The following is a 23,473-nucleotide window of genomic DNA, read 5'->3' as shown; positions in this document are numbered from 1 at the left end:
TCCTTCCGATTCCGTTAATATAGTTGAATGCTTTCGGGAAATGCTTTTTTCATAATATAAATTAGGTGTAGGATCAACAAAAAAACCGTCTGGTGTCATGCCAGACGGTTTCTTTGTTTTATGGGCCCGGGCGTGTTGCTGAGATGATTACCGGCAATCCGGCGCATCCCGCCTCTTTCTTTATCATGGCGGCATTCCGCAGATTTAATTGATAATAATCTCATCAATGAACATCCACGCAGGATTACCTGCACCAACCGCCCCTGCCGGGATATTACCATAAGGAACGGCCTGCATTTTCACATATTTAGCCCTTACCGGCGTAATTTTCGCCCTGATCCTGTTGATACCGTCAGCAGTAAAGCTGGTTTGCTTAAATACTTCCTTGTAAGCATTCCCATCTTCCGAAACAGAAAAAACAACAGACCTGGGCGGATAGATCCAGTTGGAGGCGCCTTTGATGGTATTGGTGCCTAACTCGCTGATATCCTGGATGCTATCCAGTTCCACCACGGCTGTGAGCGGAGTGGTTTTGTATCCGAACCATTGGTTGTCATTAAACTCCGCACTGCCCTGCACGCCGTTTACCAGCGCAAAGGGAGTACCCGGGTTGTAATTCTTTTCAGGCGGGGCAGCCAGGGTTACCTTTTTGCCCAGGCCTTTGTGGTACAGGAAAGCCTGGCTGTACTCATTGCCAAAAGGCTTCCCGTCCTGGAATACCTGCGCGCGGATGGTACCTGATTGCTGCACCTGTACCGGCGCGCGGTAAGCGGTACCTTCCGCTGTAGGCGCGGTACTGTCAGTAGTATAGGTAATTTTACCGCCATCCAGTTTGGCATCCAGCTTTACCTGCACACCGCCTTTATGGTTATCTTCCACCGCCCCGGTGATTTCAAACACATGTTTGGCGTAATTCACTTTCTTGAGGTCCAGGCGTTTCAGGTGTACTTTCAACCTTTCTACAAAGTTGTTATAGTCGCGTTTGTCCGCCGGCGACCAAAGCACTTCCGCCAGCGCGGTAGCGCGCGGATACACCATGTATTCCATATGCTCAGGACTGGCAATGTATTCCGACCAGAGGTTGGCCTGCGCGCCCTTGATATATTTGGCTTCATCCGCGGTTAACTCCGCAGGGATAGGCTCGTATTCGTACACCTTGCTGACCGGCAGGTAGCCGCCAATAGCCAGTGGCTCTGTTTTACTTTTCGACTGATAATGGTCAAAATAGCAGTAATCGCCCGGCGTCATGATCACATCATGATGCTGTTTGGCAGCGGTAATACCGCCTTCAATGCCTCTCCAGCTCATCACCGTCGCATTAGGCGCCAGGCCGCCTTCCAGGATTTCATCCCAGCCGATGATCTGTTTGCCATGTGCGTTGAGGTATTTTTCCATGCGCTGGATGAAGTAGCTCTGCAGGGCATGCTCGTCCTTCAGGCCAAGGGCTTTGATACGCGCCTGGCATTTAGGGCATTTTTCCCAGCGTACCTTCGGGCATTCATCCCCGCCGATGTGCACGTACCTGCTGGGGAACAGCGGTAAAACCTCTTCCATCACGGATTCCAGGAAGGTGAACACGCTGTCGTTGCCGGCGCAGAATACGTCGTCCAGTACGCCCCAGCGGGTGCCTACTTCGTAAGGGCCGCCGGTGCAACCGAGGTTAGGATAGGCGGCCAGGGCAGCCAGGGCATGGCCCGGCATTTCTATTTCCGGGATAACCGTTACAAAATGCTCCGCTGCATATTTCACCACTTCCTTCACCTGCTCCTGCGTGTAGAAGCCGCCGTAAGGCTTGCCATCGTATTTCCCTTCGTTGTAATGGCCGGCCATGGTTTCCTTCCGTTTGGAAGCCACTTCCTGCAGGCGCGGGAAACGCTTGATTTCAATTCTCCATCCCTGGTCGTCCGTCAGGTGCCAGTGGAAAGTATTGTACTTATGCATCGCCATCAGGTCGATGTACTTCTTGATAAACTCCACCGGGAAGAAGTGCCGGCTCACATCCAGGTGCAAACCGCGGTAGGCGAAGCGGGGCGCGTCCTCAATATGCACGCCGGGAACGTACATGGCGCTGGCTTTTTCTACCGGCAGCAGCTGTATGAGCGACTGTACGCCGTAGAAGGTACCGGCGCTGCTGTTACCGTTGATGGTAATGGTTTTGTTATTCACGTCCAGCGTATAGCCTTCCGCGTTAGTAGTGTCCGTACCGCTATGGAGCAGGATGGCATTGTCCGTACCTTGCGGCGCCACGTCCAGCTCATAGCCGGTAAGCTCCTTCAGCCAGCTGTTGAAGAGCGCCGCCGTTTGTTTGTCGGCCTCATTACCGGCCACCAGTACGGTGCGTTTGTTCAGCAGGAAGGAGTCTGCTTTTTCCTGCACGTTTACCGGCATGGGAATGATGCTCACCTTACCTTTCGGCGTGCCTGGGTTGCTGCCGTTGCCGCAGCTGAACAGGCCCAGCAGGGCGATAGACAGGCCCCAGCGAGATAATTTTTTCAAAGTCATATGAAGTTGATAGTTTTTACAGGCTGATCTCTACGTAAACAGGGCGGTGGTCGGATGCCATCGGTTCGTTGATTACCTTCGCCAGCGCGGCTTTCCAGCGGGCGGGCGCTTTGGCGGTCATGATGTAATCCAGCTTAATCCCCGGCTTTTCCGAAGGGAAACTGGGGCCTGAGTCCGCAGAGAGGTCGGTGAACAATTGCCTGAAAGCCGCAATAGGCTTGCTGTCTGGCAGGGCGTTGAAATCGCCCGCAATGATCACCGGCAGTGTACTTGTTTTAAAATGTTGGCAGAGCAGCTCGGCTTCCTGTATGCGCCAGGTATCTTCGCGCTCCACATCCAGGTGGGTGCTGGCAAAGCGAACGCCTTTGGTACCAGGTATGTTGGTTACAATCATACTGGTCGCCCGTGGCTCTTTTCCTTCGCCCACCGGCATTTGCAGGGTGGCGGCTTCTTTGATGGGATAGCGGGAAAGGATGCCGGTGCCGTAACCGCCGCCATCGTAATTCATGGAGCGGCCAAAGTAGCCATACATGCCGGTAAGCCGGGCCAGCTCCTGGAGCTGATCCACTTTGCCGCTGCGGCCGGTGGCGCTGTCCACCTCCTGTAAGGCAACCAGGTCGGGCTTTTCAGCGTTGATCACTGCTGCAATGGCTGGCAGGTCGATCACATTTTTCATGTTCGCGCCGTGGTGTATGTTGTAGCTGAGTACTTTTATTTTTTGCTGGGAGAAGCCGGCGCTGCTCATCAGCAGGAGCAGCAGGGCTGCGGAAAGAATGCTTTTCATGGCGACTAATTATTTAAAGGCTGCTGTAACGGGACGGCCAGTCCATACCTGCGGTGTTTTAAGTCCAAAGATCCACGCAATGGTTGCGGCGGTATCATAGGTCATGACGCTGTTGGTAATCTGTGTATTCTTCTTAACGCCTGGTCCGCGGATAATCCAGGGTATTTGCATTTCATCCATGGATTTTCCGCCATGGCCTTTCCTGATACCACCATGATCGGCCGTGAGGATAATGATGGAGTTATCCCACATGCCGGCGTCCTTGATGCCCTGGAAAATTTTGCCCAGCAGCGCGTCGTTCTTCTTCACCTGCTCGTAATATTCAGGCGTATGGTGACCGATGTTGTGGCCTACGCCATCCGGCTCGTCGAAGTGAATGAAGAGGAAGTCCGGTTGTTTGGCTTTAAGATAGTCAATTGCGGCGGCGGTTGCAAGGGAGTCGTTATCCTTTGTGCCCAGGCTGTAATTCACCGCCTGCTTGGGGAAAAGGTGGCCGATGCCCTGCCAGCTGTAAATCACGCCGATTTCAGCTTTCGGTTTTTGCTCCCGCAGGAGGGTATAAATGGAAGGGAACATGCCGTATTGATCCAGCACGCGGGAGGGCAGTTCCGGCACTTTGCTGTCCCACTCCGTATAGCCGTGCAGTTCAGGGCCGGCGCCCATCACCATGGAGGCCCAGTTTACCGCGCTGGAAGAGGGGAGTACGCTCCTGGCTTCGAGCGTCCAGGCGCCTTCCTGCATCATTTGTTTCATTACGGGATTGTCCGCTTTAGGGAAGGAATAGGCGCCGAAGCCGTCCATTCCGATCAGGATAACATGACGCACACCTTTTACCTGTGCGTGGGCGAAGGTGCCGCCCAGCAGCAATGCAGCTGCAAGAATCAGTTTTTTCATAATGTTCACGTTTCAATTACAGCGTAGATAATACCGTTTGCAAAATGGCAAGCGGCTAAAATAGGATTATTGGCTGATTTCGGCCAATGCTTTTTCAGCTATTTCGCGTATTAATCGCACTTCATTTTCCTGTGATTCGGAGATGCCGTATTCCGGCACGCCCGGGATGCCGCCCATACTAACGTTTGGATTGCGGTACACCATTTTGCTATCGTTGTAGGCTTTGGCGGAAGTATGAAATTCCGTTACGCCGGTAGTTTTCACGAGGGTGGCGATGTTGGTGCTGCGCACGCCGGAACCGGCCATGATGGCAATGCGGTCGTCCGCGCGGATCACGAGTTCTTTCAGCAGTTCAGCCCCTTCCATGGCGGTATTGCGGCAGCCGGAGGTCAGTATCCTTTCGCAGCCGATGGCGATAATATCTTCCAGCGCTTCAAAAGGGTTGTCCGTCATGTCGAACGCGCGGTGGAATGTAACGCCCATGGGCCATGCCAGGTCTACCAGCTCTTTACAGCGGGCTTTGTCCACTTTCCCTTCCGCGGTGAGGATGCCGATTACCACGCCGTTGCAGCCCAGTTGTTTGCAGAGGGCTACATCGCGCTTCATGGTTTCGAATTCGATGTCGGAATAGAGGAAGTCGCCGCCACGCGGGCGTATGATGGGATACAGGTCAATTTTAACTTTTTCCCTTGCCAAGGCGATGGTACCGTAGCTGGGAGTGGTGCCGCCTTCGAGGAGGTTGTCGCACAGTTCTATGCGGGAGGCGCCGCCTTTTTCGGCTGCGATGCAGGAGGTTACAGAGCCGGCGCAGATTTCAAGGGTGAGCATGGTGTAATGATTTTGAGTTTGTTGCTGGCGAGGGTTTTTGCTCGCGGAGGTATTTCTCGCGGAGTTTTTTCTCGCAAAGTTTTTTCTCGCGGAGTTTTTTCTCGCAAAGCTGCATAAGGGGGAGTAAGACGCAAAGGTGTGTAGGGTAGGTTGATGGTACTGGCTAAAATGGATCGGAAACAACCTTATCCTAAATGCTTACCTATTAATAGCGAAATTGATCAAAGTTGCTATCACCATATGATGTCACTTTGATACCATTAGCTAATCTGTTATACTTTAATATCAAACACCCTCATCCTCTTTGCGTCTTACATTTCCCTTATGCCCCTTTGCGAGCAACCCTCCTACTTAAAATGCGATTTGCCGTTAATCAGCACATTGTTCTGTTCGTTGGACAGTACCGCGTAGCTAAAGCCAGGCTGCAGGCAGTATGCGCCTACCTGTCCATTTTTGTTGAGCGCGAGGAATCCTACCTGGATTTCTTTCGCTTTGGACGGACTGCGTTTAACGATGCGGTTCACCGCTTCTTTACAGGCCGCTTCAGGCGGATAGCCCTGGCGCATGAGTTCCACTACCAGGTGGGAACCTACAATCTTGATCACTTCTTCGCCAACGCCGGTGCTGGTGGCAGCGCCGATCTCGTTGTCCACATACAACCCTGCCCCGATGATGGGGGAGTCGCCCACGCGGCCATGCAGCTTAAACGCCATACCGCTGGTAGTGCAGGCGCCGGAGAGGTTGCCCGCAGCGTCCATGGCTACCATCCCGATGGTGTCGTGGTTGTACTGGTTGCCCGGCAGCATGAGTGGATTGAAGGCAGTAGCGCCTTTGCTGTCGTATGATTTATTTTCAATGTTGATCACCGGCTTGTATTCGGATTTTTTCAACCATTCCTTCCATGCTTTTTCCGCTTCCGGCGTTAGGAGGTTCTCTTTCTCGAAACCGTTTGCCAGGGCGAATTGCAGGGCGCCGTCGCCTGCGAGCATCACATGCGGCGTTTTCTCCATCACTTTACGCGCTACGGAAATGGCGTGGGTGATGTGTTCGAGCGCGCATACGGAGCCGGCATTGCCGAATTCGTCCATGATGCAGGCATCGAGGGTCACGCGGCCATCCCTGTCCGGGTAGCCGGAGTAGCCTACGGTGTGATTGTTGGGATCTGCTTCCGGTACGCGTACCCCTGCTTCCACGGCGTCGAGGGCGCGACCGCCGTTTTTCAGGATTTCCCATGCGGCGCTGTTGGCAGCGCGACCAAAATCCCAGGTAGAAACAACGATAGGTTTACCGGTTACACTTCCTTTTTTAGCCTGCGCGTCTGCGGCGGAGGCGATGCTGTCTAAAGAGAAAACAGCGGCGCCCAGGGCCGCTGTTTTCAGAAAACTTCTTCTATCTTTCATTATAGGATGTTTAGTCTTTCATTTCCCATGCGAGGGCACTAGCGCCCAAAATAGCGGCGTCACTTTCCTTTAACTCCGAGAACAGCAATTTAACTTTATTCTGGAATATCGGCAGCACATTATTTTCCATGTGGATGCGTACAGGTTTCATGAGCATGTCGCCCGCTTTGGTAAGTCCGCCGAAAAGGATGATGGCTTCCGGGCTGGAGAACATCACGAAGTTGGCCAGCGCTTCCCCGAGGATCTTGCCGGTGTATTCGTACACTTCTTTTGCCAGGGCGTCATTTTTCATCGCGGCCTCATAGATCATTTTGGAGGTGATATCATCCAGCGGATACTGGCGCAACACGCTCTCTACTTCCGGGCGGGTGGTGAGGAACTCCTTGGCCGTATTGCAAACGCCCGTGGCGGATGCATAGGATTCCAGGGAGCCGCGCATGCCGGTGCCCGGGTGAAGGCGGCCGCCGGGCTGCACAATGCAGTGACCGAGTTCGCCTGCGAAACCATCATGGCCGTAAATCAGCTGTCCGTTCGCAACAATGCCGCTGCCAACGCCGGTGCCGAGGGTGATCATGATGAAATCTTTCATTCCGCGGGCAGCGCCATAGGTCATTTCACCTATGGCAGCTGCGTTGGCATCGTTGGTAAGCACGGTGGGCAGGCCGAAGCGCTGTTCCAGCAGGTTTGCCAGGGGCACGATGCCGCGCCAGGAAAGGTTTGGCGCATATTCTATATTACCGGTGTAGAAGTTGCCGTTTGGAGCGCCAACGCCTATACCTCTTATATTTTCAGTTCCGCCAGCCTGCTCAATGAGTTTGCTGAGGTGACCGTGGAGTTCTGTTAAGAAATCCTCTACATTATCATGGCTTTTGGTTGACATCTTGCCATCACTCAAAATATTACCTCTGCGATCTACGATGCCAAAAACTGTGTTAGTTCCCCCAATATCAATGCCCACCGCTAATTGCTGACTCATAATCAATTCCTTGAGATTTTAATATGTTTTTAACTTTGAATGCGAAGAATGCCAGGTATGCAAAGCATAAGCCCGGAATAATGTAGGAGTGGTGAATGCCGATGGCCGGAATATCCGCCAGGCCGCCTTGTAATGGTGGTACCAGGGAACCGCCGAGGATCATCATAACGAGGAATGCAGAACCCTGACCGGTGTATTTACCCAGGCCCGCAATGGCCAGCGCAAAGATGTTTGGCCACATTACAGAGCAGAACAGGCCGCCGCTGAGGAAGGCGAAGGTAGCCAGCGGACCGGTGGTGAATAAACCTACCAGTACAAACAGTACGCCCAGCAAACCGAAAATCATCAGTGTTTTAGCCGGTTTATCCTGGCCCATGAAGAAGCCGATGATCTGGATGGCAATGCAGATTACGTATGGATACAGTCCGGATACATCATTGCCCTTGATCACGTTGGCGCCCAGCACAATGGCATAAGCCACGAAAGGCACGATCACGCAAAGGATCTTACGGGTGTTTTTGGAAACGTTGAATACGCTGATAGCGCCCGTCCAACGGCCAATCATCATGGAACCCCAGAACAGGGATACATATGGATCCAGCTTGGATTCAGGTAAGCCTTCCGGCGTCAGGAAGCCCGGGTGGGTGAGCAGTCCGCCCAGGTTGCTGGCGATGGTTACTTCTACACCTACATAGATGAAGATGGCCAGCATACCCAATGTCAGCTGTGGATAACGCATCGCGCCCCAGCCTTCAGGATTTTTATTGGAGGAGGACTGTGCAACGAGCAGGATACCGATGATACCAACGATACCGGCGGTAAACAGCGGCAGTTCCATTTTCAGGGCCAGCCCTGCGAGGATCAGTACGAACATCGCGGTGATGCCGAGAATTGCTTTTGTTGCTTTCGGGGAAGATTCGAAGCTTTCGCCTTCTTCCTGGTTGTCCGGCATTTTCACAAATGCGAAGATAGCAGCAGCCACGAGGAACAGTACAATCAGGAGGATGTACAGCGTGTTGATCTTGCTGATATCCGTATCGGTAACCGCGCCGCCGGCAGCGCCACCGAAGAGCAGCATGCTCACGATGATAGGGCCGATGGTAGTACCGAAGGAGTTGATACCTCCCGCCAGGTTCAGGCGGTGCGCGCCTTTGGCAGGGTCGCCAAGGATGATGGCGAACGGATTGGCGGCTGTCTGTTGCAGGGAGAATCCGAGTGCCACGATGAAGAGGGCCATCAGGATCAGCGCAAAGTAGCCGAAGGTAACGGTTTGGTGGAAATCAGTTTCCAGTACGCCTAATACATTTTGCAGTTTGTCCTTGGAGAAAGTGCCGGTGTATTCAGTGGCGGTTTCGGTGAAGCTGCCGCCTACCGCTGCCTGCAGGTTGGCGTTGGAAGCGTATTTGGCGCCTGCTTCATTTTTAGAAACAATGAGGGAATACGTAACTGGCTCATTTTTTTCATTTTTATCGCGACGGATCTTCACCTCGCGATCTGAAGTCTGCAATTGCTGACCAACCTGGAAACTGCTGATGTCTGCTGCGGTTTCCGTGATAGGAACAATTTTCTCTTTGTTGACACAGGGGATCATGATAGCAGATCCAAGCACAGAAATCAATAAACCGTAAATAATACCCTTTTTATATCCTATCTTGTTGAGGATATCTACCTTTCTTGCTGCCGATGCCAGATAGAGGATCAAAGACCCGATAAAGTAGGCACTGTAGAAAGCAAAATCAATCAGCTGAGATTCAAGCTGGGTAAGGTTAAAATGGGTCTTGCAGAACGGGATGAATATGCTGTTGGATGCGGCTAAAAAGCCCCAAAAAAAGAACACTAAAATTAGCACAAAGAAAGAAGGATGAGTACTTTGCGCGTTTTGCCGTTGTTGCTGAGCCATAAACGTGTTAAGTTACAGTGAATTTTTGCCCGATAAATGTATAAATTATTTTTTATCATTTTCTAAAAAACCGGATAAACACTTGTGTTTTTTTTAGGCGATAAAACGTTTTAGCTAAGATATTTATGAAATATAGAAACTGTTTCTTATGTTCGCAAATACTTAAAACAATCTACTCAGCTTATGTCGAATCAAACAGTAACAATGGAAGTACCTCCTAAAAAAGCCGGGTACGGACAGGCAATGGCGATCATCTCCATGCTGTTCTTCGTATTTGGCTTCGTGACCTGGTTAAACGGGGCACTGATCCAATTTTTTGAAATTGTATGCGAGCTGAATGTCTCCCAGTCCCTGCTGGTGACGTTTGCCTTTTACCTTGCCTACCTGTTTCTTTCTATTCCATCCTCTTACATATTGGAGAAAACAGGATTTAAAAATGGTATGTCCGTTGGCCTTGGCATCATCGCCATCGGCTCGCTGGTATTTATCCCCGCAGCCAATGCCCGGAGTTATCCGATGTTCCTGACCGGCCTGTTTATTCAGGGTGGTGGTTTGGCGCTGCTGCAAACAGCCGTGAACCCATATGCCAGCATCATTGGCCCTAAGGAAAGTGCGGCCAAGCGTATCAGTATCATGGGTATCTGTAACAAGGTGGCAGGCGCCCTCGCGCCCATCATCCTGGGCGTAATCCTGCTCAGCGGCGCCGAAGAGCTGAAAGGCAAAATTGCCGCCGCTACCGACCCGGTGGTAAAAGCCGGCCTGCTGGATAACCTCGCTTCCCGCGTCATCGGCCCCTATACGGTAATTGCCATCGTGCTGCTGGTACTGGCTTTCCTGCTGAAAAAGAGCAGCCTGCCTGAAATCGACACCAACGAGGAAGATGCAGCCACCGCTGCCGCTACCGTTGGTAAAACCAGCATTTTCCAGTTTCCGCACCTCCTGCTGGGCGTGCTTTGCATCTTCGTTTATGTAGGTGTGGAAGTAATGGCAGGCGACGTAATCGGCTCCTACGGTAAATCCATGGGCATGAGCCTCGATCAGACCAAATATTTCACCTCTTTCACGCTGGTAGCCATGCTGGCGGGTTATATCATCGGTATCATCACCATCCCTAAATACCTGAGCGCTCAGAAGTCGCTGCTCATCTGCGCGGCGCTGGGCATCGTATTTACCGTGATGGCTTATACCAAAACCGGTTTCTCCGCAGTTACCTGCATTGCCTTGCTGGGACTGGCCAACTCCCTGATGTGGCCTGCGATTTTCCCGATGGCGATCGACGGCCTGGGCAAATTCACCAAAACCGGTTCCGCACTGCTGGTAATGGGTATCGTAGGCGGCGCCGTGCTGCCACAGATCTACAGCGGTATGTTTAACAAACAGTCCATGTTCAGCTTCCTCTACAGCCCGAACATCGATTTCAGACACGCCTTCCTGTACTGCATGCTGCCTTGCTACCTCTACATCCTGTTCTATGCAGTGATCGGACACAAGATTGGCAAAAAACAATTAGTAACGGCATAAGTCGTATTGAATAACAAGGAATAAGGAACAAAGCGGTTTTTCCCCTGAAAAATTTCTTTGTTCCTTATTTTTTATCGCGTATTTTTAGGCGTAAATTTTACGTTTAATTACAGGTACTTAATGATACAAAAAACAAAAGAGCAATTCGTCAAACTTTTCGGAAAAGAACCATTGATCGTTGTATCCCCAGGGCGAATAAATCTTATAGGTGAACATACAGATTATAACGACGGCTTTGTATTACCCGCTGCCATCGATAAAAAAATTGTGTACGCAGTAGCGCCGAATAACAGTAATCAATGTAAGGTCTACGCTGATTTTAGTAAGGAAACCATCACTTTTTCGCTGGATGCGGTAGTGCCTACCCCGGGATGGATCAACTACATCATGGGCGTAGTAGCCATGCTGCAGCAGCGGGGGTTGAAAGTGGAAGGATTTGACTGTGTGCTGGCAGGCGATATTCCTATCGGCGCGGGCCTGTCTTCTTCCGCCGCGGTGGAAGGCGGCCTCGTAGCAGCGTTAGACAAACTGTTTGGCTTTGGCCTGTCCCGCATGGATATGGCGCTGATCGGCCAGCAGGCGGAGCATACCTTCCCCGGCGTAAAATGCGGGATCATGGACCAGTTTGCGAACCTCCACGGTAAAAAGGACCAGGTGATGCGACTGGATTGCCGCAGCCTGCATTACGAATATTTCCCGTTTGAATTCCCGGGATACAAGGTGGTGCTGTGCAACTCCATGGTGCATCATTCCCTCGCTTCCTCTGAATACAACGTACGCCGCCAGCAATGCGAAGCCGGCGTGAAAGCCATTCAGCAACGCCATCCTGAAGTGAAATCCCTCCGGGATGCCACATTGGAAATGCTGGAAGAAGTGAAAGCGGAGCTGCCGGCAAAAGTGTACGATCGCTGTGTGTACGTGATTGAAGAAATTTCCCGGGTGCAGGAAGCCACCGGTTTACTGCAACAGGGCAAGCTGTCCGAGTTCGGCAAACTGATGTACGAAACCCACGAAGGCTTGAGCAAGCTCTATGAAGTAAGCTGCCCTGAACTGGATTTCCTCGTTTCCCTGGCCAGCGAGCGGGAGGAAGTAGCCGGCGCACGCGTGATGGGTGGCGGCTTTGGCGGCTGTACCATCAACCTGGTGGCGGCGGATAAAGTTGAGGAGTACACGGAGTTTGTGCGTTCCCGTTATAACAAGGAGTATAATAAAGATCCTGAAATCTATGTTACCACGATTGAAAACGGGGTGACAGTTTTATAAGTTCAATAATGCAAGCTGACATAAACCGCCTTTACAGGCGGTTTTTTTGTTTTAGGGGGAGAAAAGATTTAAGGCGGCGCTGCGATAGTGGTACGGCCAGGCCGGCATTAGGCGCGGGATAAGCCATGGTGGCCGGCCGCCGCGATTGTTTGTAACTGCGCCAAAAACGCCTGATCGGTACGCCCGCAGATAATAATATTGGTTCACCTGAAACAATACGGCCGGCTGATCCCTCAGCCGGCCGTTTCCCGTTAGTACTTTATAATTCAACTATCTCTTAATACTGATCATCCAAAGCGAAGATCGGTTTCCTGTTCATCCAGCGGCCGCGGGTGAAGTCAGGAATATACTGTACGCTGCCGCCTTCCTGGATAGACTGCTCGGTCAGCGGAGTAATCGCATACCAGGTAGCCATATCATATACGTCCAGCGCAAACGGCGCACCGCGTTTGATACTCTCAATGAAGGAGTTCATTACAAACCAGTCCATACCACCATGACCAGCGCCGGCTGCATCTTTCGCATAGCGTTTCCACAGCGGATGATCGTACTTGCCGTAGTAGCTGGAAGGATCGTCGAACTTACCGGTGCTTTCCCAAACATCATGTTTAGGGCTCACTTTCTCGATATAGATCTGTTTCTGATCATCCATCCACAGGCCATTGGTACCTTGTACGCGGAAGTTCAGGGAGTAAGGGCGCGGACTGTTCGTGTCGTGCGACAGCATGATCGTTTCCCCATTGTTCGTAGTGATCAGGGTAGAAACGATGTCGCCCAGTTTGAAGTTCACCTTCGCGTTCGGATGACTTTCGCTGCTGTTGTCAACGATGTATTTGTGCAGACCGCGGGATTTTGTTGCCACAGAAGTCAGGGACAGCAAACGGTTACCACGGTTGATGTTGATGGCATTGCAGATAGGACCCAGACCATGGGATGGATACAGGTCGCCATTGCGGTGAACGGAGTGGTTGGTTCTCCATTTAGCTTCGGAGAGCGCGTTCTCACCAAATTCCACGCCACCGCCATAATATTGTTTACCGTTGTTGAATTTAACGGCGCGTAAGTCGTGCTGGTAGCCACCTTGTAAGTGTGTGAGCTCGCCGAACAGGCCCTGACGCACCATTTGCAGTACCGCCATTACATCGCGGCGGTAGCACACGTTTTCCATACCGAATACAGGAATGCCTGTAGATTCGCTCGTGTTCACCAGTTCCCAGCACTCCTGGATGTCAGAAGCGCCACATACTTCCACTGCAGGGATCTTTCCCGCTTTCATTGCTGCAATCGCCATGATGGAATGCCATTCCCACGGCGTCGCGATGATCACCGCATCGATGTCATCCCGTTTCAGCATGTTGCGAAAATCTTCCGGACCGTTAGTGTATTCAGCCACCTTACGTTTTGCACCGTAAGCTTTGGTGATCATATCCCTCGCTTTTGGCACCGTGTAAGCAGTATCAGGATCGGCAAAGGCAACTACATCCACATCTTCTCTGCGAAGTGCGAGGTCCAGATGGCTCAATCCACGGGCGCCCACGCCAATCAGGCCAACTCTAACTTTTGGTTTTTTTTCATTTGCGAAAAGCTTTGCAGAAGAACCCAGCATAGACAGGCCAATACCTGCTGCTGCGGTGTTTTTGAGAAAACTTCTGCGATGCAGTGGTTGTTTCATCATTGTTCAGTTGTTTAAATAGCGTATTATAATACGTTCAGAAGAGGCTAAATTTATAAAATAAGATGAAGCAAAGTAATGCAGGTCAACTATTTTCTTACATTTTTGTGATAAACGGTCTGCAAATCCGCTCTGGTTTTGCAATCGATGGATAAGCGTAATGTTTACAACAGAGGATCCGACCGTTCCTCACAATGCTAATTCAGCATTATAAATAGCTAAATTACCTTTAGCTGCTGCAGAGATATCTGACTTATCTTCGCCAGTGACCTAATCAAACAGTGATCCATGAAAATTACACCAATACTTGCAGGTCTGCTTGCCTGCAACATGGCAATGGCTCAGGAAATCAAGCCTTATGGCGCTTTACCTTCCAAATCTCAGCTGGAGTGGAACGACATGGAATATTACATGTTCATCCATTTCGGCCCCAACACCTTTACCAATAAGGAATGGGGACACGGGGACGAGGACCCTAAAGTATTCAACCCTACTCATGTAGACGCCCGCCAATGGGCCCGTACGGCCAAACTCGCCGGCATGAAGGGAATCGTGCTGACCGCCAAACACCACGACGGCTTCTGCCTCTGGCCCAGCAAATACAGTACGCATACCGTGCGCGAGAGCATGTATAAAGGCGATATCCTCAAGGAACTCTCCGCAGCCTGTAAGGAATACGGACTGAAATTCGGCGTGTATCTGTCCCCGTGGGACCGTAACCATCCTGACTACGGTACGCCCAGGTACAACCAGACCTTCGTGAACACCCTCACCGAAGTGCTGAGCAACTACGGACCCGTGTTTGAGCAATGGTTCGACGGCGCCAACGATGGCACCAAACCACAGAAGTACGATTTCGAACTCTTTAATAATACCGTTCACAAACTGCAACCCAACGCTGTTATCTTTAGCGACGTTGGCCCCGGCTGCCGCTGGGTAGGCAACGAAAACGGCATTGCCGGCACTACCAACTGGAGCACCTTGAACATCAAAGGATATGGCCCGGGAAGAGCCGCGCCGCCACAGCAGCAGCTGAACGAAGGCGTGGAAGACGGGGAAGCCTGGGTGCCGGCGGAATGCGATGTGAGCATCCGCCCGGGATGGTTTTATAGCCCGGATACTGACGATAAAGTAAAATCCCTGCAGGACCTCCTCAAAATCTACTACGGCTCCGTTGGCCGCAACGGCAACCTGATCCTGAACGTGCCCGTGAGCAGGGAAGGGGTAATTCATAAGAACGATTCCACCCGCCTCATGGAGCTGCGCCGCGTGCTGGACGCTACTTTTAAAAATAACCTGGCCCGCAGGGCAGTCGCCTCCGCCAGCGTTACCCGCCGCAACAACAGCGCGGTGAAAGTCAGCCACCTGAACGACGGTAACCCGGATACCTACTGGGCTACCCCGGACGACGCCACTACCGCCTCCTTTACCCTTACTTTCAAACAGCCGGTTTCTTTCAACAGAATCAGTCTGGAAGAATATATCAAACTGGGACAACGTGTCAAGGCATTCTCCGTGGAAGTATTGGAGAACGGCCGCTTCCGGGAAGTGGCCACAGCCACTACCATCGGCCACAAAAGAATATTGGAGCTGCCTAAGCTTACTACCACCCAGGTGCGGGTGAACATCCTGGACGCTAAAGCTTGTCCGGTGATCCGTGAAGTAGGGCTTTACCTGGCCCCTGTACTGGTCACCCAGCCGGTTTTGAAGCGGAATAGCAAAGGAGAGGTGGTGATCAGCAACGCTACGGTAGACCAACATATATATTATACTACCGATGGCAGCGAGCCGACTGTCAACTCCCGCCTCTACAAAACAGGCGAGGCAATCTCTCTGCCGATGGGCGGCATAGTAAAAGCGGTGTCCATCCACGAAGAAAACGGAAAAGCCGAACGCAGCGCCGTTACTACCGCGAGCTACGACGTAGCCCCTGCTAAATGGACCGTGCAGCCTGCCGCCGCCGTGAAAGCGATTGACGGTAACGCCGGCAGCGCCTGGGTCAGCGAAGCAGGAGCGCCGCAGGAACTGGTCGTAAACCTTGGGGAAACACTGACGCTCAAAGGCTTCACTTACACTCCTGTGACAAATGAGCATATTGGCGGCATCATATATGGATATGAATTTTATACCAGCGAGGACGGAAATACCTGGTCCAAAGCCGCCGCAGGTATGTTCGCCAACATAAAAAACAACCCGGTGCAGCAATCCGTGGCCTTCAGCCCTGTAAAAGCGCGCTATATCAAGCTGGTGGCCACCCGGCCGGCAGTGGAAGGGGATAAAAAGATCAGCGTGGCCGAACTGGGAATTATCACCAGATAGTAAATAAATATTATATCTGTAATGCCTCTGTTGCCTGAGAAGTTGGCAGCAGGGGCATTTTCTGTTAACGGGTTGAAAAAATTTGCCGTTGGCCAAAAAAATTTGGACCAATTAAAAATATAATGTTATAACTTTGCGGATAATCTAAACTAAAGACAATATTTATAACAATTTAACGCTGAACTGAAGTTGGAAAAAACCGCAACTCATACCAACATCTCCGCATATCATCCCGCTTTAAATAAAGGGGTATATTCTGTTGGGTTCAATGTCTTTAGATACCTTTCCCGACGACCTAGAATTTGATAGCGCTCCGTCATATTGACTCGCTGTCGCACCATGATCCCCAGTCATAAGGTGTTTCTCTTTTTCCAGTAATGGAAAGCATTCAATGTAGTTTATTGATTCACGATTTCAATTTTAAAAGTTGGAAAATCAGCATATAATCGTTAGGGTAGCCACTCCTGACGATATACACTATTCAAAGACCATCACCGATGAGATGGAGTCTTCTGCCAAAGCTCGTGGAACCGGAATTGCAAAGCGTTCCCCGGCTTATGTGGAACTGAAGATGCAGGAAGGTAAGGCTGTCATTGCAGTTACGGACAAGGGCGAATGGGTAGGCTTCTGCTATATTGAAGCCTGGGGCCATGAGAAATTTGTTGCCAACTCAGGACTGATCGTGAATCCGGCGTTTCGTGGGCATGGTGTAGCTAAATCGATTAAAAAGAAAATATTCGAACTCTCCCGTCAGAAATATCCTGATTCCAAAATATTTGGTTTGACCACCGGCCTGGCCGTGATGAAAATTAACTCAGAGCTGGGTTACGAGCCTGTTACTTATTCCGAGTTAACAGATGATGAAGAATTCTGGAAAGGCTGCCGCAGTTGCGTGAATTTTGATATTCTTACAGCAAAAAACCGTAAGAACTGTCTTTGCACCGCCATGCTCTATGATCCGGCTGAAAAGCTGAAGGAAGCGGAAGAGAAAGCGATGGCCGCCAAAGCGGAAGCCGCCGCTGCAGAAGCCGAAATGGAGAAAATGAAAATGTCTGTTGCCGCTAACGGCCGCATTCATCACGAACGCCGCCGTCGCCGCTTCAAAGGCAACATCAAACTCTACGAACGCTGGCTGCGGTTCAAAAGATTCGTATTGCTCAACAGCAAAAAAGAAGGCGGCGCTGCAGGCGCTAAAAAGAAATTCCTGTTCTTCTTCTGACAGGCACCTTGTAAAAAATATTGTTATCTGAATAAAACGTTGTTATAATGAAAAAAGTAGTACTGGGATTTAGCGGAGGACTTGATACTTCCTATTGCGTTAAATATCTGACCGAGGAAAAAGGTTATGAAGTGCATTCTGTGATCGTAAATACAGGCGGTTTTTCTGAGGAAGAATTACAGGAGATCGAGAAGCGCGCTATCAACCTGGGTGTTAAGAGCCATAAAACCGTTAATGCAATCCGCAGTTACTACGACGGCGTTATCAAATACCTGATCTTCGGAAACGTACTGAAGAACAACACTTACCCCCTGAGCGTTTCCGCTGAGCGTATGAGCCAGGCGCTCGCCATTGCCGAATATGTGAAGGAAGTAGGCGCTGACGCTGTGGCCCATGGTTCTACCGGCGCAGGTAACGACCAGGTTCGTTTTGACATGGTATTCCACATTATGATCCCAGGTGTGGAAATCATCACTCCGATCCGCGATATGAAACTGAGCCGCGAAGAAGAAATCTCCTACCTGAAATCCAAAGGGGTGGACATGAACTTCGAAAAAGCCATGTACTCCATCAACAAAGGTATCTGGGGTACTTCTGTAGGCGGTAAGGAAACCCTGACCTCCAACGGTATGCTCCCTGAATCCGCATGGCCTACCCAACTCACCAAAAATGGTGAAGAGCAGGTGAAACTGGTGTTCGAAAAAGGTGAACTGACCGGTATCAACGACAAGAAATTCGCACATCCCTCCGAAGCCATCCAATACCTGCAAACTATTGCCGGCCCTTACGCTATCGGTCGCGATATCCACGTGGGCGACACCATCATCGGCATCAAAGGCCGCGTAGGTTTCGAAGCCGCCGCGCCAATGGTAATCCTGAAAGCGCACCACGCCCTGGAAAAACATGTACTCACCAAATGGCAGCTGAGCTGGAAAGACCAACTGGCGCAGTTCTATGGTAACTGGATGCACGAAGGCCAGATCATGGACCCTGTAATGCGCGACATCGAAGCATTCCTCCAGCACTCCCAGGAAAATGTAACCGGTGAAGTATATGTAACCCTGATGCCTTACCGCTTCCAGGTAACCGGTATCCAAAGTCCTTACGACCTGATGAGCAGCAAATTCGGCAAATACGGCGAAATGAACAGCGGCTGGTCCGGTGACGACGTGAGAGGCTTCAGCAAAATCTTCGGTAACCAGACCATGATCTGGCATCAGGTAAAAAATGACAACAAATAAGCAATGAGTAATTCCAATAAAATAAAAGCAGGAATCGTTGGCGGCGCCGGTTACACCGGTGGCGAAATGATCCGGCTTTTGTTGAACCACCCGGATGTGACCATCTCCTTTGTGCACAGCCGGAGCAACGCAGGTAACCCGCTGTACGCCGTACATGCGGACCTGCTGGGCGAAACCGAACTGACCTTCAGCGGCGAACTGAGCAACGACATCGATGTGATGTTCCTCTGCCTGGGTCATGGCGAATCCAAAAAGTTCGTGGAAGCAAATGATATTGCAGACCACGTGAAGATCATTGACCTCAGCCAGGATTTTCGTTTAGGCGAAAGCGTGAAAGGAAGAACCTTTGTGTACGGCCTGCCTGAACTGAACAGGGATGCCATCAAAACGGCAACCAATATCGCGAATCCCGGCTGCTTTGCTACCGCTATCCAGTTAGGACTCCTTCCTTTGGCGAAAGCCGGAGTACTGAAAGAAGTCCATACCACTGGTATCACCGGCTCAACCGGAGCGGGACAAAGCCTGCAGGCTACTTCACACTTTACCTGGAGGGCAAATAATATCTCCACCTACAAAGTATTAACACACCAACACCTTAAAGAAATCCGACGAAGCTTACAACAACTGCAGCCTGGATATACAGCAGATGTAAACTTTGTTCCGGTAAGAGGTGATTTCCCAAGAGGCATCTGGGTGACTTCCTATCTGCAGAGCGATCTGTCACTGGAAGGCGCCGTGCAGTTGTACCAGGAATTTTACGCTGGTCATCCATTCACGCATGTGAGCACAAAACAGATAGACCTCAAACAGGTGGTGAATACCAATAAGGTGCTGATACAACTGGAAAAAGTGGGAGAGAAACTGGTGATCCATTCCATAGAGGACAACCTGGTAAAAGGCGCTTCCGGTCAGGCTGTACAGAATATGAACCTGATGTGCGGACTGGATGAAACGGCAGGACTCAAACTGAAGTCCATCGTTTTCTAAACCTTTTTTAATTGTCAATCTGAAATTACAAATGAAACTCTTCGACGTTTATCCGGTTAATAATATCGTTATTGATAAAGCCCTCGGCTCCAATGTTTGGGACGATAAGGGCACTGAATACCTGGACCTGTATGGCGGCCATGCCGTGATCTCCATCGGTCACACGCACCCTCACTATGTGAAACGCCTTACAGACCAGCTCCATAAAATCGGCTTCTATTCCAACTCTATCAAAATGCCCCTGCAGGAGCAGCTGGCAGCTTTGCTGGGCAAGGTTTCCGGAAAAGAGGACTATCAGCTGTTCCTCTGCAACTCCGGTGCGGAAGCCAACGAAAATGCGCTGAAACTGGCTTCTTTTCACAATGGTAAAAAGAAAGTGATCGCATTCAGGAAATCCTTCCACGGCCGTACTTCCCTGGCAGTGGCCGCAACGGACAATCCTAAAATCGTTGCGCCGGTTAATGAAACCGATAACGTCGTGTTCCTGCCATGGCTGGACGAAGCGGCGCTGGAACAGGCTTTCAGGGATCACGAAGTTTCTTCCGTGATCATCGAAGGCATCCAGGGCGTAGGCGGTATCAGGGTAGCGTCCGAATCTTTCCTGCAAAAAATCCGCTCCCTCTGCGATGCGCACAACGCTGTATTCATTGCTGACTCCGTGCAATGCGGCTACGGCAGAAGCGGCAAATTCTTCTCGCATGATTATGCCGGCGTTAACGCCGACATCTATACGATGGCAAAAGGTATGGGTAATGGCTTCCCCATCGGAGGTATCATTATCTCCCCTAAAATCGCCGCCAGCCACGGTATGCTGGGCACCACCTTCGGAGGCAACCACCTGGCCTGCGCAGCAGCGCTGGCAGTGCTGGAAGTGATCGAGTCAGAAAACCTGATGCAGAACGCTGCCACCGTTGGCGGATACCTGATCAATGAACTGAAGAAGTTTGACCAGGTGCTGGAAGTAAGAGGCCGCGGTTTGATGATTGGCATTGAGCTGCCGGAAGAACTGGCCCATGTAAGGAAAAACCTGCTGGGTACACATAAGATCTTCACCGGTGAAGCAAAACCAAATGTGATCCGCCTGTTACCGTCCCTGGCGCTTACCCGGGCACATGCAGACCAATTTTTAGAAGCATTCAGAAAAGAAGTGAAATAATAATGAAACAGTTTATTTCAACAGCCGATGTTCCCAGTGTCCCGCGTTTGGTAGACATTGCACTGGAGTACAAAAAAAATCCCTTCAAGGATAGAGCATTAGGAAAAGACAAGACGTTGGGAATGATATTCCTGAACCCAAGTTTGCGTACCCGCCTGAGTACACAGGTGGCTGCCAAAAACCTGGGCATGGAACCGATCGTTTTCAATATTGATAAGGAAGGGTGGCAGCTGGAAATGAATGACGGCGTTATCATGAACGGGAATACTTCCGAACACGTAAAGGAAGCCGCTGCGGTAATGGGACAATACTTCGATATTCTCGCCATCCGTACATTCCCTGGTCTGAAAAACAAGGAAGAAGATTATACAGAGAAATACATCAACCAGTTCATCAAATACGCAGGCGTGCCGGTAGTGAGCCTGGAAAGCGCCACTTTACACCCCCTGCAAAGTTTGACGGATGTGATTACCATCAAGGAAAGGTGGAACGAGCCACGCAAACCGAAAGTGGTAATGACCTGGGCGCCGCACGTAAAAGCGCTGCCACAGGCCGTACCTAACTCTTTCGCGCAGTGGATCAATGCCTGGGGCGAAGCGGATTTTGTGATCACCCACCCGGAAGGTTATGAACTGGATGAGAAATTCACCAAAGGCGCCCGTATCGAATACAACCAGGACGAAGCGCTGAAAGATGCTGACTTTGTGTACGTGAAAAACTGGTCCTCCTACAGGGACTATGGTAAGATCACCTGCACGGACAGCAGCTGGATGGTGGACAACGCAAAGCTCAAAAATACCAATAACGCCAAGGTAATGCACTGCCTCCCTGTCCGCAGGAATGTGGTGATCGCCGACGAAGTGCTGGATGGACCTAACTCCATCGTGATCCCTGAAGCGGGCAACCGCGTATGGGCGGCGCAGGCAGTATTGAGTGAAATCTTGAAAGGAGAATTATGATCGACCTGTTTATTATCAAAGTAGGCGGTAACGTCATTGATAACCCGGCATTGCTGCAATCTTTCCTCGGAAAGTTTGCAGCAATTTCCGCTAAAAAGATACTCATCCATGGAGGCGGAAAAGTGGCCACCCGTATAGGTGACAAGCTGGGAATCGAATCCAGGTATGTGGATGGCCGGCGCATTACCGATGCGGCAACCATCGATCTCGTAACCATGGTATATGGCGGACTGGTAAACAAACAGCTGGTGGCGCAGTTACAGGCCAAAGGCTGCAATGCGATCGGTTTGACAGGTGCGGATGGCAACATCATTCCGGCTACTAAACGTCCTGTTAAAACAATAGATTATGGGTTTGTGGGAGATGTTAAAGCTGAGCAGGTTCAAACAGGTCCCGTCGTGGCTTTACTGGAAGCTGGGATAATGCCGGTGTTAGCACCCCTCACACATGATGGCAGCGGCCAGATACTGAATACCAACGCGGATACCATTGCCTCCTCACTGGCCATTGCCTTATCCGGTAAATACAATGTACGGCTGATCTACTGCTTCGAGAAAAAGGGCGTGCTGAGCGATCCTAATGACGACAATGCCGTGATCAACCTTATCAATAAAGAAATCTATCAGCAGCTGATGGACCAGAAAGTTTTGTCTGACGGCATCCTGCCCAAGCTGGACAACGCTTTCGGCGCTATAGACAACGGCGTGAAAGAAGTGCTGATAGGCCATGCCGAAGACGTGTTGAGTAATACTACCGATACCGTAGCCGGCACCTTAATATGCTAACTATGTGGAACGAAAAACTATATGATGTAGCCGTAGCACTGCTGAAGCAGATGATTGCGACGCCGTCATTGAGTCGTGAGGAAGACGGCACAGCTACGCTGATCAGCGAATTCCTCACCGCTATGGAGATACCGCATGAACGGCATCTGAACAACATCTGGGCGCTAAATAAGCATTACGATCCCGCTAAGCCCAATATCTTACTCAATTCCCACCACGATACGGTAAAGCCAAACCCGCAATATACCCGCGATCCGTTTAGTCCGGATGTGGTGGACGGTAAGTTATTCGGCCTGGGCAGCAACGATGCCGGTGGCTGCCTGGTGAGCCTGATTGCAACCTTCCTGCACTTCTACCATCGTTCCGATCTGAAATACAATATTATTTTGTCCGCTACTGCCGAAGAGGAGATCAGTGGCAGCAATGGCGTGGAAAGCATTCTTGCCAAACTGCCGGCCATCGACTTCGCTATCGTAGGCGAACCGACGCAAACGCAGCTGGCAGTGGCCGAAAAAGGCTTGCTGGTACTGGATTGCACCAGCACCGGCAAAGCAGGGCACGCTGCCCGCGAGGAAGGAGAGAACGCTTTGTATAAGGCGCTGCCGGACCTGATGTGGTTCCGCGATTATTGCTTCCCTAAAGTATCCGAAACGCTGGGTCCCGTAAAGATGAGCGTAACGGTGATCAATACTTCCAACAAAGCGCATAACGTAGTGCCGGCGGATTGTACATTTGTGGTGGATGTGAGAGCCAATGATCAGTACACGCTGGAAGAACTGCTGGAAATCATCCGTGCCAATGTGCAGTGTGAAGTAAAGCCCCGCAGCCTCCGTATGCGGCCATCTCACATCCCGATGGACCACCCGTTTGTCCAGGCAGGAATTGCCGCCGGTAAGAGCTGTTATGGGTCGCCTACCACCTCTGATCAGGCGCTGATCCCGGCAACAAGCGTGAAGATGGGCCCCGGCGATTCCGCCCGCTCTCACACAGCCGATGAATACATATATCTCTCCGAAATAAAAGACGGAATAGATAGTTATATAAAATTGCTGGAAGCTATCAACTGA

At 50.9% G+C, this 23,473-nt stretch carries 18 protein-coding genes; 10 read left to right on the top strand and 8 right to left on the bottom strand.

The window, feature by feature from the left end; genetic code table 11:
- Positions 1 to 204: 204 nt before the first annotated feature.
- From BOC67_RS21215 to BOC67_RS21185, 7 genes are all read right to left on the bottom strand, one after another.
- Positions 205 to 2,496, bottom strand: coding sequence for a glycoside hydrolase family 20 protein (locus tag BOC67_RS21215; RefSeq protein ID WP_291913348.1), 2,292 nt, complete (start codon positions 2,494 to 2,496; stop codon positions 205 to 207).
- A 22-nt stretch (positions 2,497 to 2,518) separates the two neighbouring features.
- Positions 2,519 to 3,286: an endonuclease/exonuclease/phosphatase family protein gene (locus tag BOC67_RS21210; protein ID WP_291913347.1), complete on the bottom strand. Its 768-nt coding sequence runs from the start codon at positions 3,284 to 3,286 to the stop codon at positions 2,519 to 2,521.
- Between the two features lie 9 nt (positions 3,287 to 3,295).
- Complete coding sequence (locus BOC67_RS21205; protein ID WP_291913346.1) at positions 3,296 to 4,180, bottom strand: alkaline phosphatase; 885 nt, start codon at positions 4,178 to 4,180, stop codon at positions 3,296 to 3,298.
- 66 nt (positions 4,181 to 4,246) lie between these two features.
- Complete coding sequence (locus tag BOC67_RS21200) at positions 4,247 to 5,008, bottom strand: copper homeostasis protein CutC (protein WP_291913344.1); 762 nt, start codon at positions 5,006 to 5,008, stop codon at positions 4,247 to 4,249.
- Between the two features lie 347 nt (positions 5,009 to 5,355).
- Positions 5,356 to 6,408: a N(4)-(beta-N-acetylglucosaminyl)-L-asparaginase gene (locus BOC67_RS21195; RefSeq protein ID WP_291913341.1), complete on the bottom strand. Its 1,053-nt coding sequence runs from the start codon at positions 6,406 to 6,408 to the stop codon at positions 5,356 to 5,358.
- Between the two features lie 10 nt (positions 6,409 to 6,418).
- Entirely contained in the window at positions 6,419 to 7,384 is a 966-nt protein-coding gene (locus BOC67_RS21190; protein ID WP_291913339.1) for an ROK family protein, read from the bottom strand.
- On the bottom strand, positions 7,356 to 8,993 hold the full coding sequence (locus BOC67_RS21185) for an MFS transporter (protein ID WP_291913338.1): 1,638 nt from the start codon (positions 8,991 to 8,993) through the stop codon (positions 7,356 to 7,358). The genes BOC67_RS21190 and BOC67_RS21185 overlap by 29 nt, the downstream gene beginning before the upstream one ends.
- A gap of 474 nt (positions 8,994 to 9,467) precedes the next feature.
- On the opposite strand from BOC67_RS21185, the gene BOC67_RS21180 reads away from it, so the two are divergent.
- Both BOC67_RS21180 and galK read left to right on the top strand, forming a co-directional pair.
- A complete protein-coding gene (locus tag BOC67_RS21180; protein ID WP_291913336.1) occupies positions 9,468 to 10,805 on the top strand; it encodes a sugar MFS transporter in 1,338 nt (445 codons plus the stop codon).
- Between the two features lie 120 nt (positions 10,806 to 10,925).
- On the top strand, positions 10,926 to 12,068 hold the full coding sequence (galK, locus tag BOC67_RS21175; protein WP_291913334.1) for a galactokinase: 1,143 nt from the start codon (positions 10,926 to 10,928) through the stop codon (positions 12,066 to 12,068).
- Between the two features lie 277 nt (positions 12,069 to 12,345).
- On the opposite strand, the gene BOC67_RS21170 is transcribed toward galK, so the two are convergent.
- A complete protein-coding gene (locus BOC67_RS21170) occupies positions 12,346 to 13,743 on the bottom strand; it encodes a Gfo/Idh/MocA family oxidoreductase (RefSeq protein WP_291913332.1) in 1,398 nt (465 codons plus the stop codon).
- A 285-nt stretch (positions 13,744 to 14,028) separates the two neighbouring features.
- On the opposite strand from BOC67_RS21170, the gene BOC67_RS21165 reads away from it, so the two are divergent.
- From BOC67_RS21165 to BOC67_RS21130, 8 genes are all read left to right on the top strand, one after another.
- Positions 14,029 to 16,059, top strand: coding sequence for an alpha-L-fucosidase (locus BOC67_RS21165; RefSeq protein WP_291913330.1), 2,031 nt, complete (start codon positions 14,029 to 14,031; stop codon positions 16,057 to 16,059).
- A gap of 427 nt (positions 16,060 to 16,486) precedes the next feature.
- On the top strand, positions 16,487 to 17,278 hold the full coding sequence (locus tag BOC67_RS21160; protein WP_291913328.1) for a GNAT family N-acetyltransferase: 792 nt from the start codon (positions 16,487 to 16,489) through the stop codon (positions 17,276 to 17,278).
- Positions 17,279 to 17,325: 47 nt separating this feature from the next.
- Positions 17,326 to 18,519, top strand: coding sequence for an argininosuccinate synthase (gene argG, locus BOC67_RS21155; protein ID WP_291913326.1), 1,194 nt, complete (start codon positions 17,326 to 17,328; stop codon positions 18,517 to 18,519).
- A gap of 3 nt (positions 18,520 to 18,522) precedes the next feature.
- The gene (gene argC / locus BOC67_RS21150) at positions 18,523 to 19,506 is read left to right on the top strand and encodes an N-acetyl-gamma-glutamyl-phosphate reductase (protein WP_291913323.1); all 984 of its coding nucleotides are present in this window, start codon (positions 18,523 to 18,525) and stop codon (positions 19,504 to 19,506) included.
- Between the two features lie 31 nt (positions 19,507 to 19,537).
- Positions 19,538 to 20,662 (top strand): aminotransferase class III-fold pyridoxal phosphate-dependent enzyme, encoded by a 1,125-nt coding sequence (locus BOC67_RS21145; RefSeq protein ID WP_291913321.1) that lies wholly within the window; start codon positions 19,538 to 19,540, stop codon positions 20,660 to 20,662.
- A gap of 2 nt (positions 20,663 to 20,664) precedes the next feature.
- Positions 20,665 to 21,621 (top strand): N-acetylornithine carbamoyltransferase, encoded by a 957-nt coding sequence (locus BOC67_RS21140; RefSeq protein ID WP_291913319.1) that lies wholly within the window; start codon positions 20,665 to 20,667, stop codon positions 21,619 to 21,621.
- On the top strand, positions 21,618 to 22,406 hold the full coding sequence (argB, locus tag BOC67_RS21135; protein WP_291913317.1) for an acetylglutamate kinase: 789 nt from the start codon (positions 21,618 to 21,620) through the stop codon (positions 22,404 to 22,406). The genes BOC67_RS21140 and argB overlap by 4 nt, the downstream gene beginning before the upstream one ends.
- Before the next feature lie 2 nt (positions 22,407 to 22,408).
- The gene (locus BOC67_RS21130) at positions 22,409 to 23,473 is read left to right on the top strand and encodes a M20 family metallo-hydrolase (RefSeq protein WP_291913315.1); all 1,065 of its coding nucleotides are present in this window, start codon (positions 22,409 to 22,411) and stop codon (positions 23,471 to 23,473) included.

Origin of the sequence: Chitinophaga sp. CB10, assembly GCA_001870995.2 — a bacterium.
GTDB lineage: Bacteria > Bacteroidota > Bacteroidia > Chitinophagales > Chitinophagaceae > Chitinophaga.
The sequence above is the reverse complement of the archived record's forward strand: the minus strand, read 5'-3'. Positions and strand labels throughout refer to the sequence as shown.

Coding starts and splice junctions, on each gene's coding strand:
- BOC67_RS21210 (WP_291913347.1), bottom strand. CDS start 3,286: ATGAAAAGCATTCTTTCCGCAGCCCTGCTGCTCCTGCTGATGAGCAGC.
- BOC67_RS21205 (WP_291913346.1), bottom strand. CDS start 4,180: ATGAAAAAACTGATTCTTGCAGCTGCATTGCTGCTGGGCGGCACCTTC.
- BOC67_RS21200 (WP_291913344.1), bottom strand. CDS start 5,008: ATGCTCACCCTTGAAATCTGCGCCGGCTCTGTAACCTCCTGCATCGCA.
- BOC67_RS21195 (WP_291913341.1), bottom strand. CDS start 6,408: ATGAAAGATAGAAGAAGTTTTCTGAAAACAGCGGCCCTGGGCGCCGCT.
- BOC67_RS21190 (WP_291913339.1), bottom strand. CDS start 7,384: ATGAGTCAGCAATTAGCGGTGGGCATTGATATTGGGGGAACTAACACA.
- BOC67_RS21180 (WP_291913336.1), top strand. CDS start 9,468: ATGTCGAATCAAACAGTAACAATGGAAGTACCTCCTAAAAAAGCCGGG.
- galK (WP_291913334.1), top strand. CDS start 10,926: ATGATACAAAAAACAAAAGAGCAATTCGTCAAACTTTTCGGAAAAGAA.
- BOC67_RS21170 (WP_291913332.1), bottom strand. CDS start 13,743: ATGATGAAACAACCACTGCATCGCAGAAGTTTTCTCAAAAACACCGCA.
- BOC67_RS21165 (WP_291913330.1), top strand. CDS start 14,029: ATGAAAATTACACCAATACTTGCAGGTCTGCTTGCCTGCAACATGGCA.
- argG (WP_291913326.1), top strand. CDS start 17,326: ATGAAAAAAGTAGTACTGGGATTTAGCGGAGGACTTGATACTTCCTAT.
- argC (WP_291913323.1), top strand. CDS start 18,523: ATGAGTAATTCCAATAAAATAAAAGCAGGAATCGTTGGCGGCGCCGGT.
- BOC67_RS21145 (WP_291913321.1), top strand. CDS start 19,538: ATGAAACTCTTCGACGTTTATCCGGTTAATAATATCGTTATTGATAAA.
- BOC67_RS21140 (WP_291913319.1), top strand. CDS start 20,665: ATGAAACAGTTTATTTCAACAGCCGATGTTCCCAGTGTCCCGCGTTTG.
- argB (WP_291913317.1), top strand. CDS start 21,618: ATGATCGACCTGTTTATTATCAAAGTAGGCGGTAACGTCATTGATAAC.
- BOC67_RS21130 (WP_291913315.1), top strand. CDS start 22,409: ATGTGGAACGAAAAACTATATGATGTAGCCGTAGCACTGCTGAAGCAG.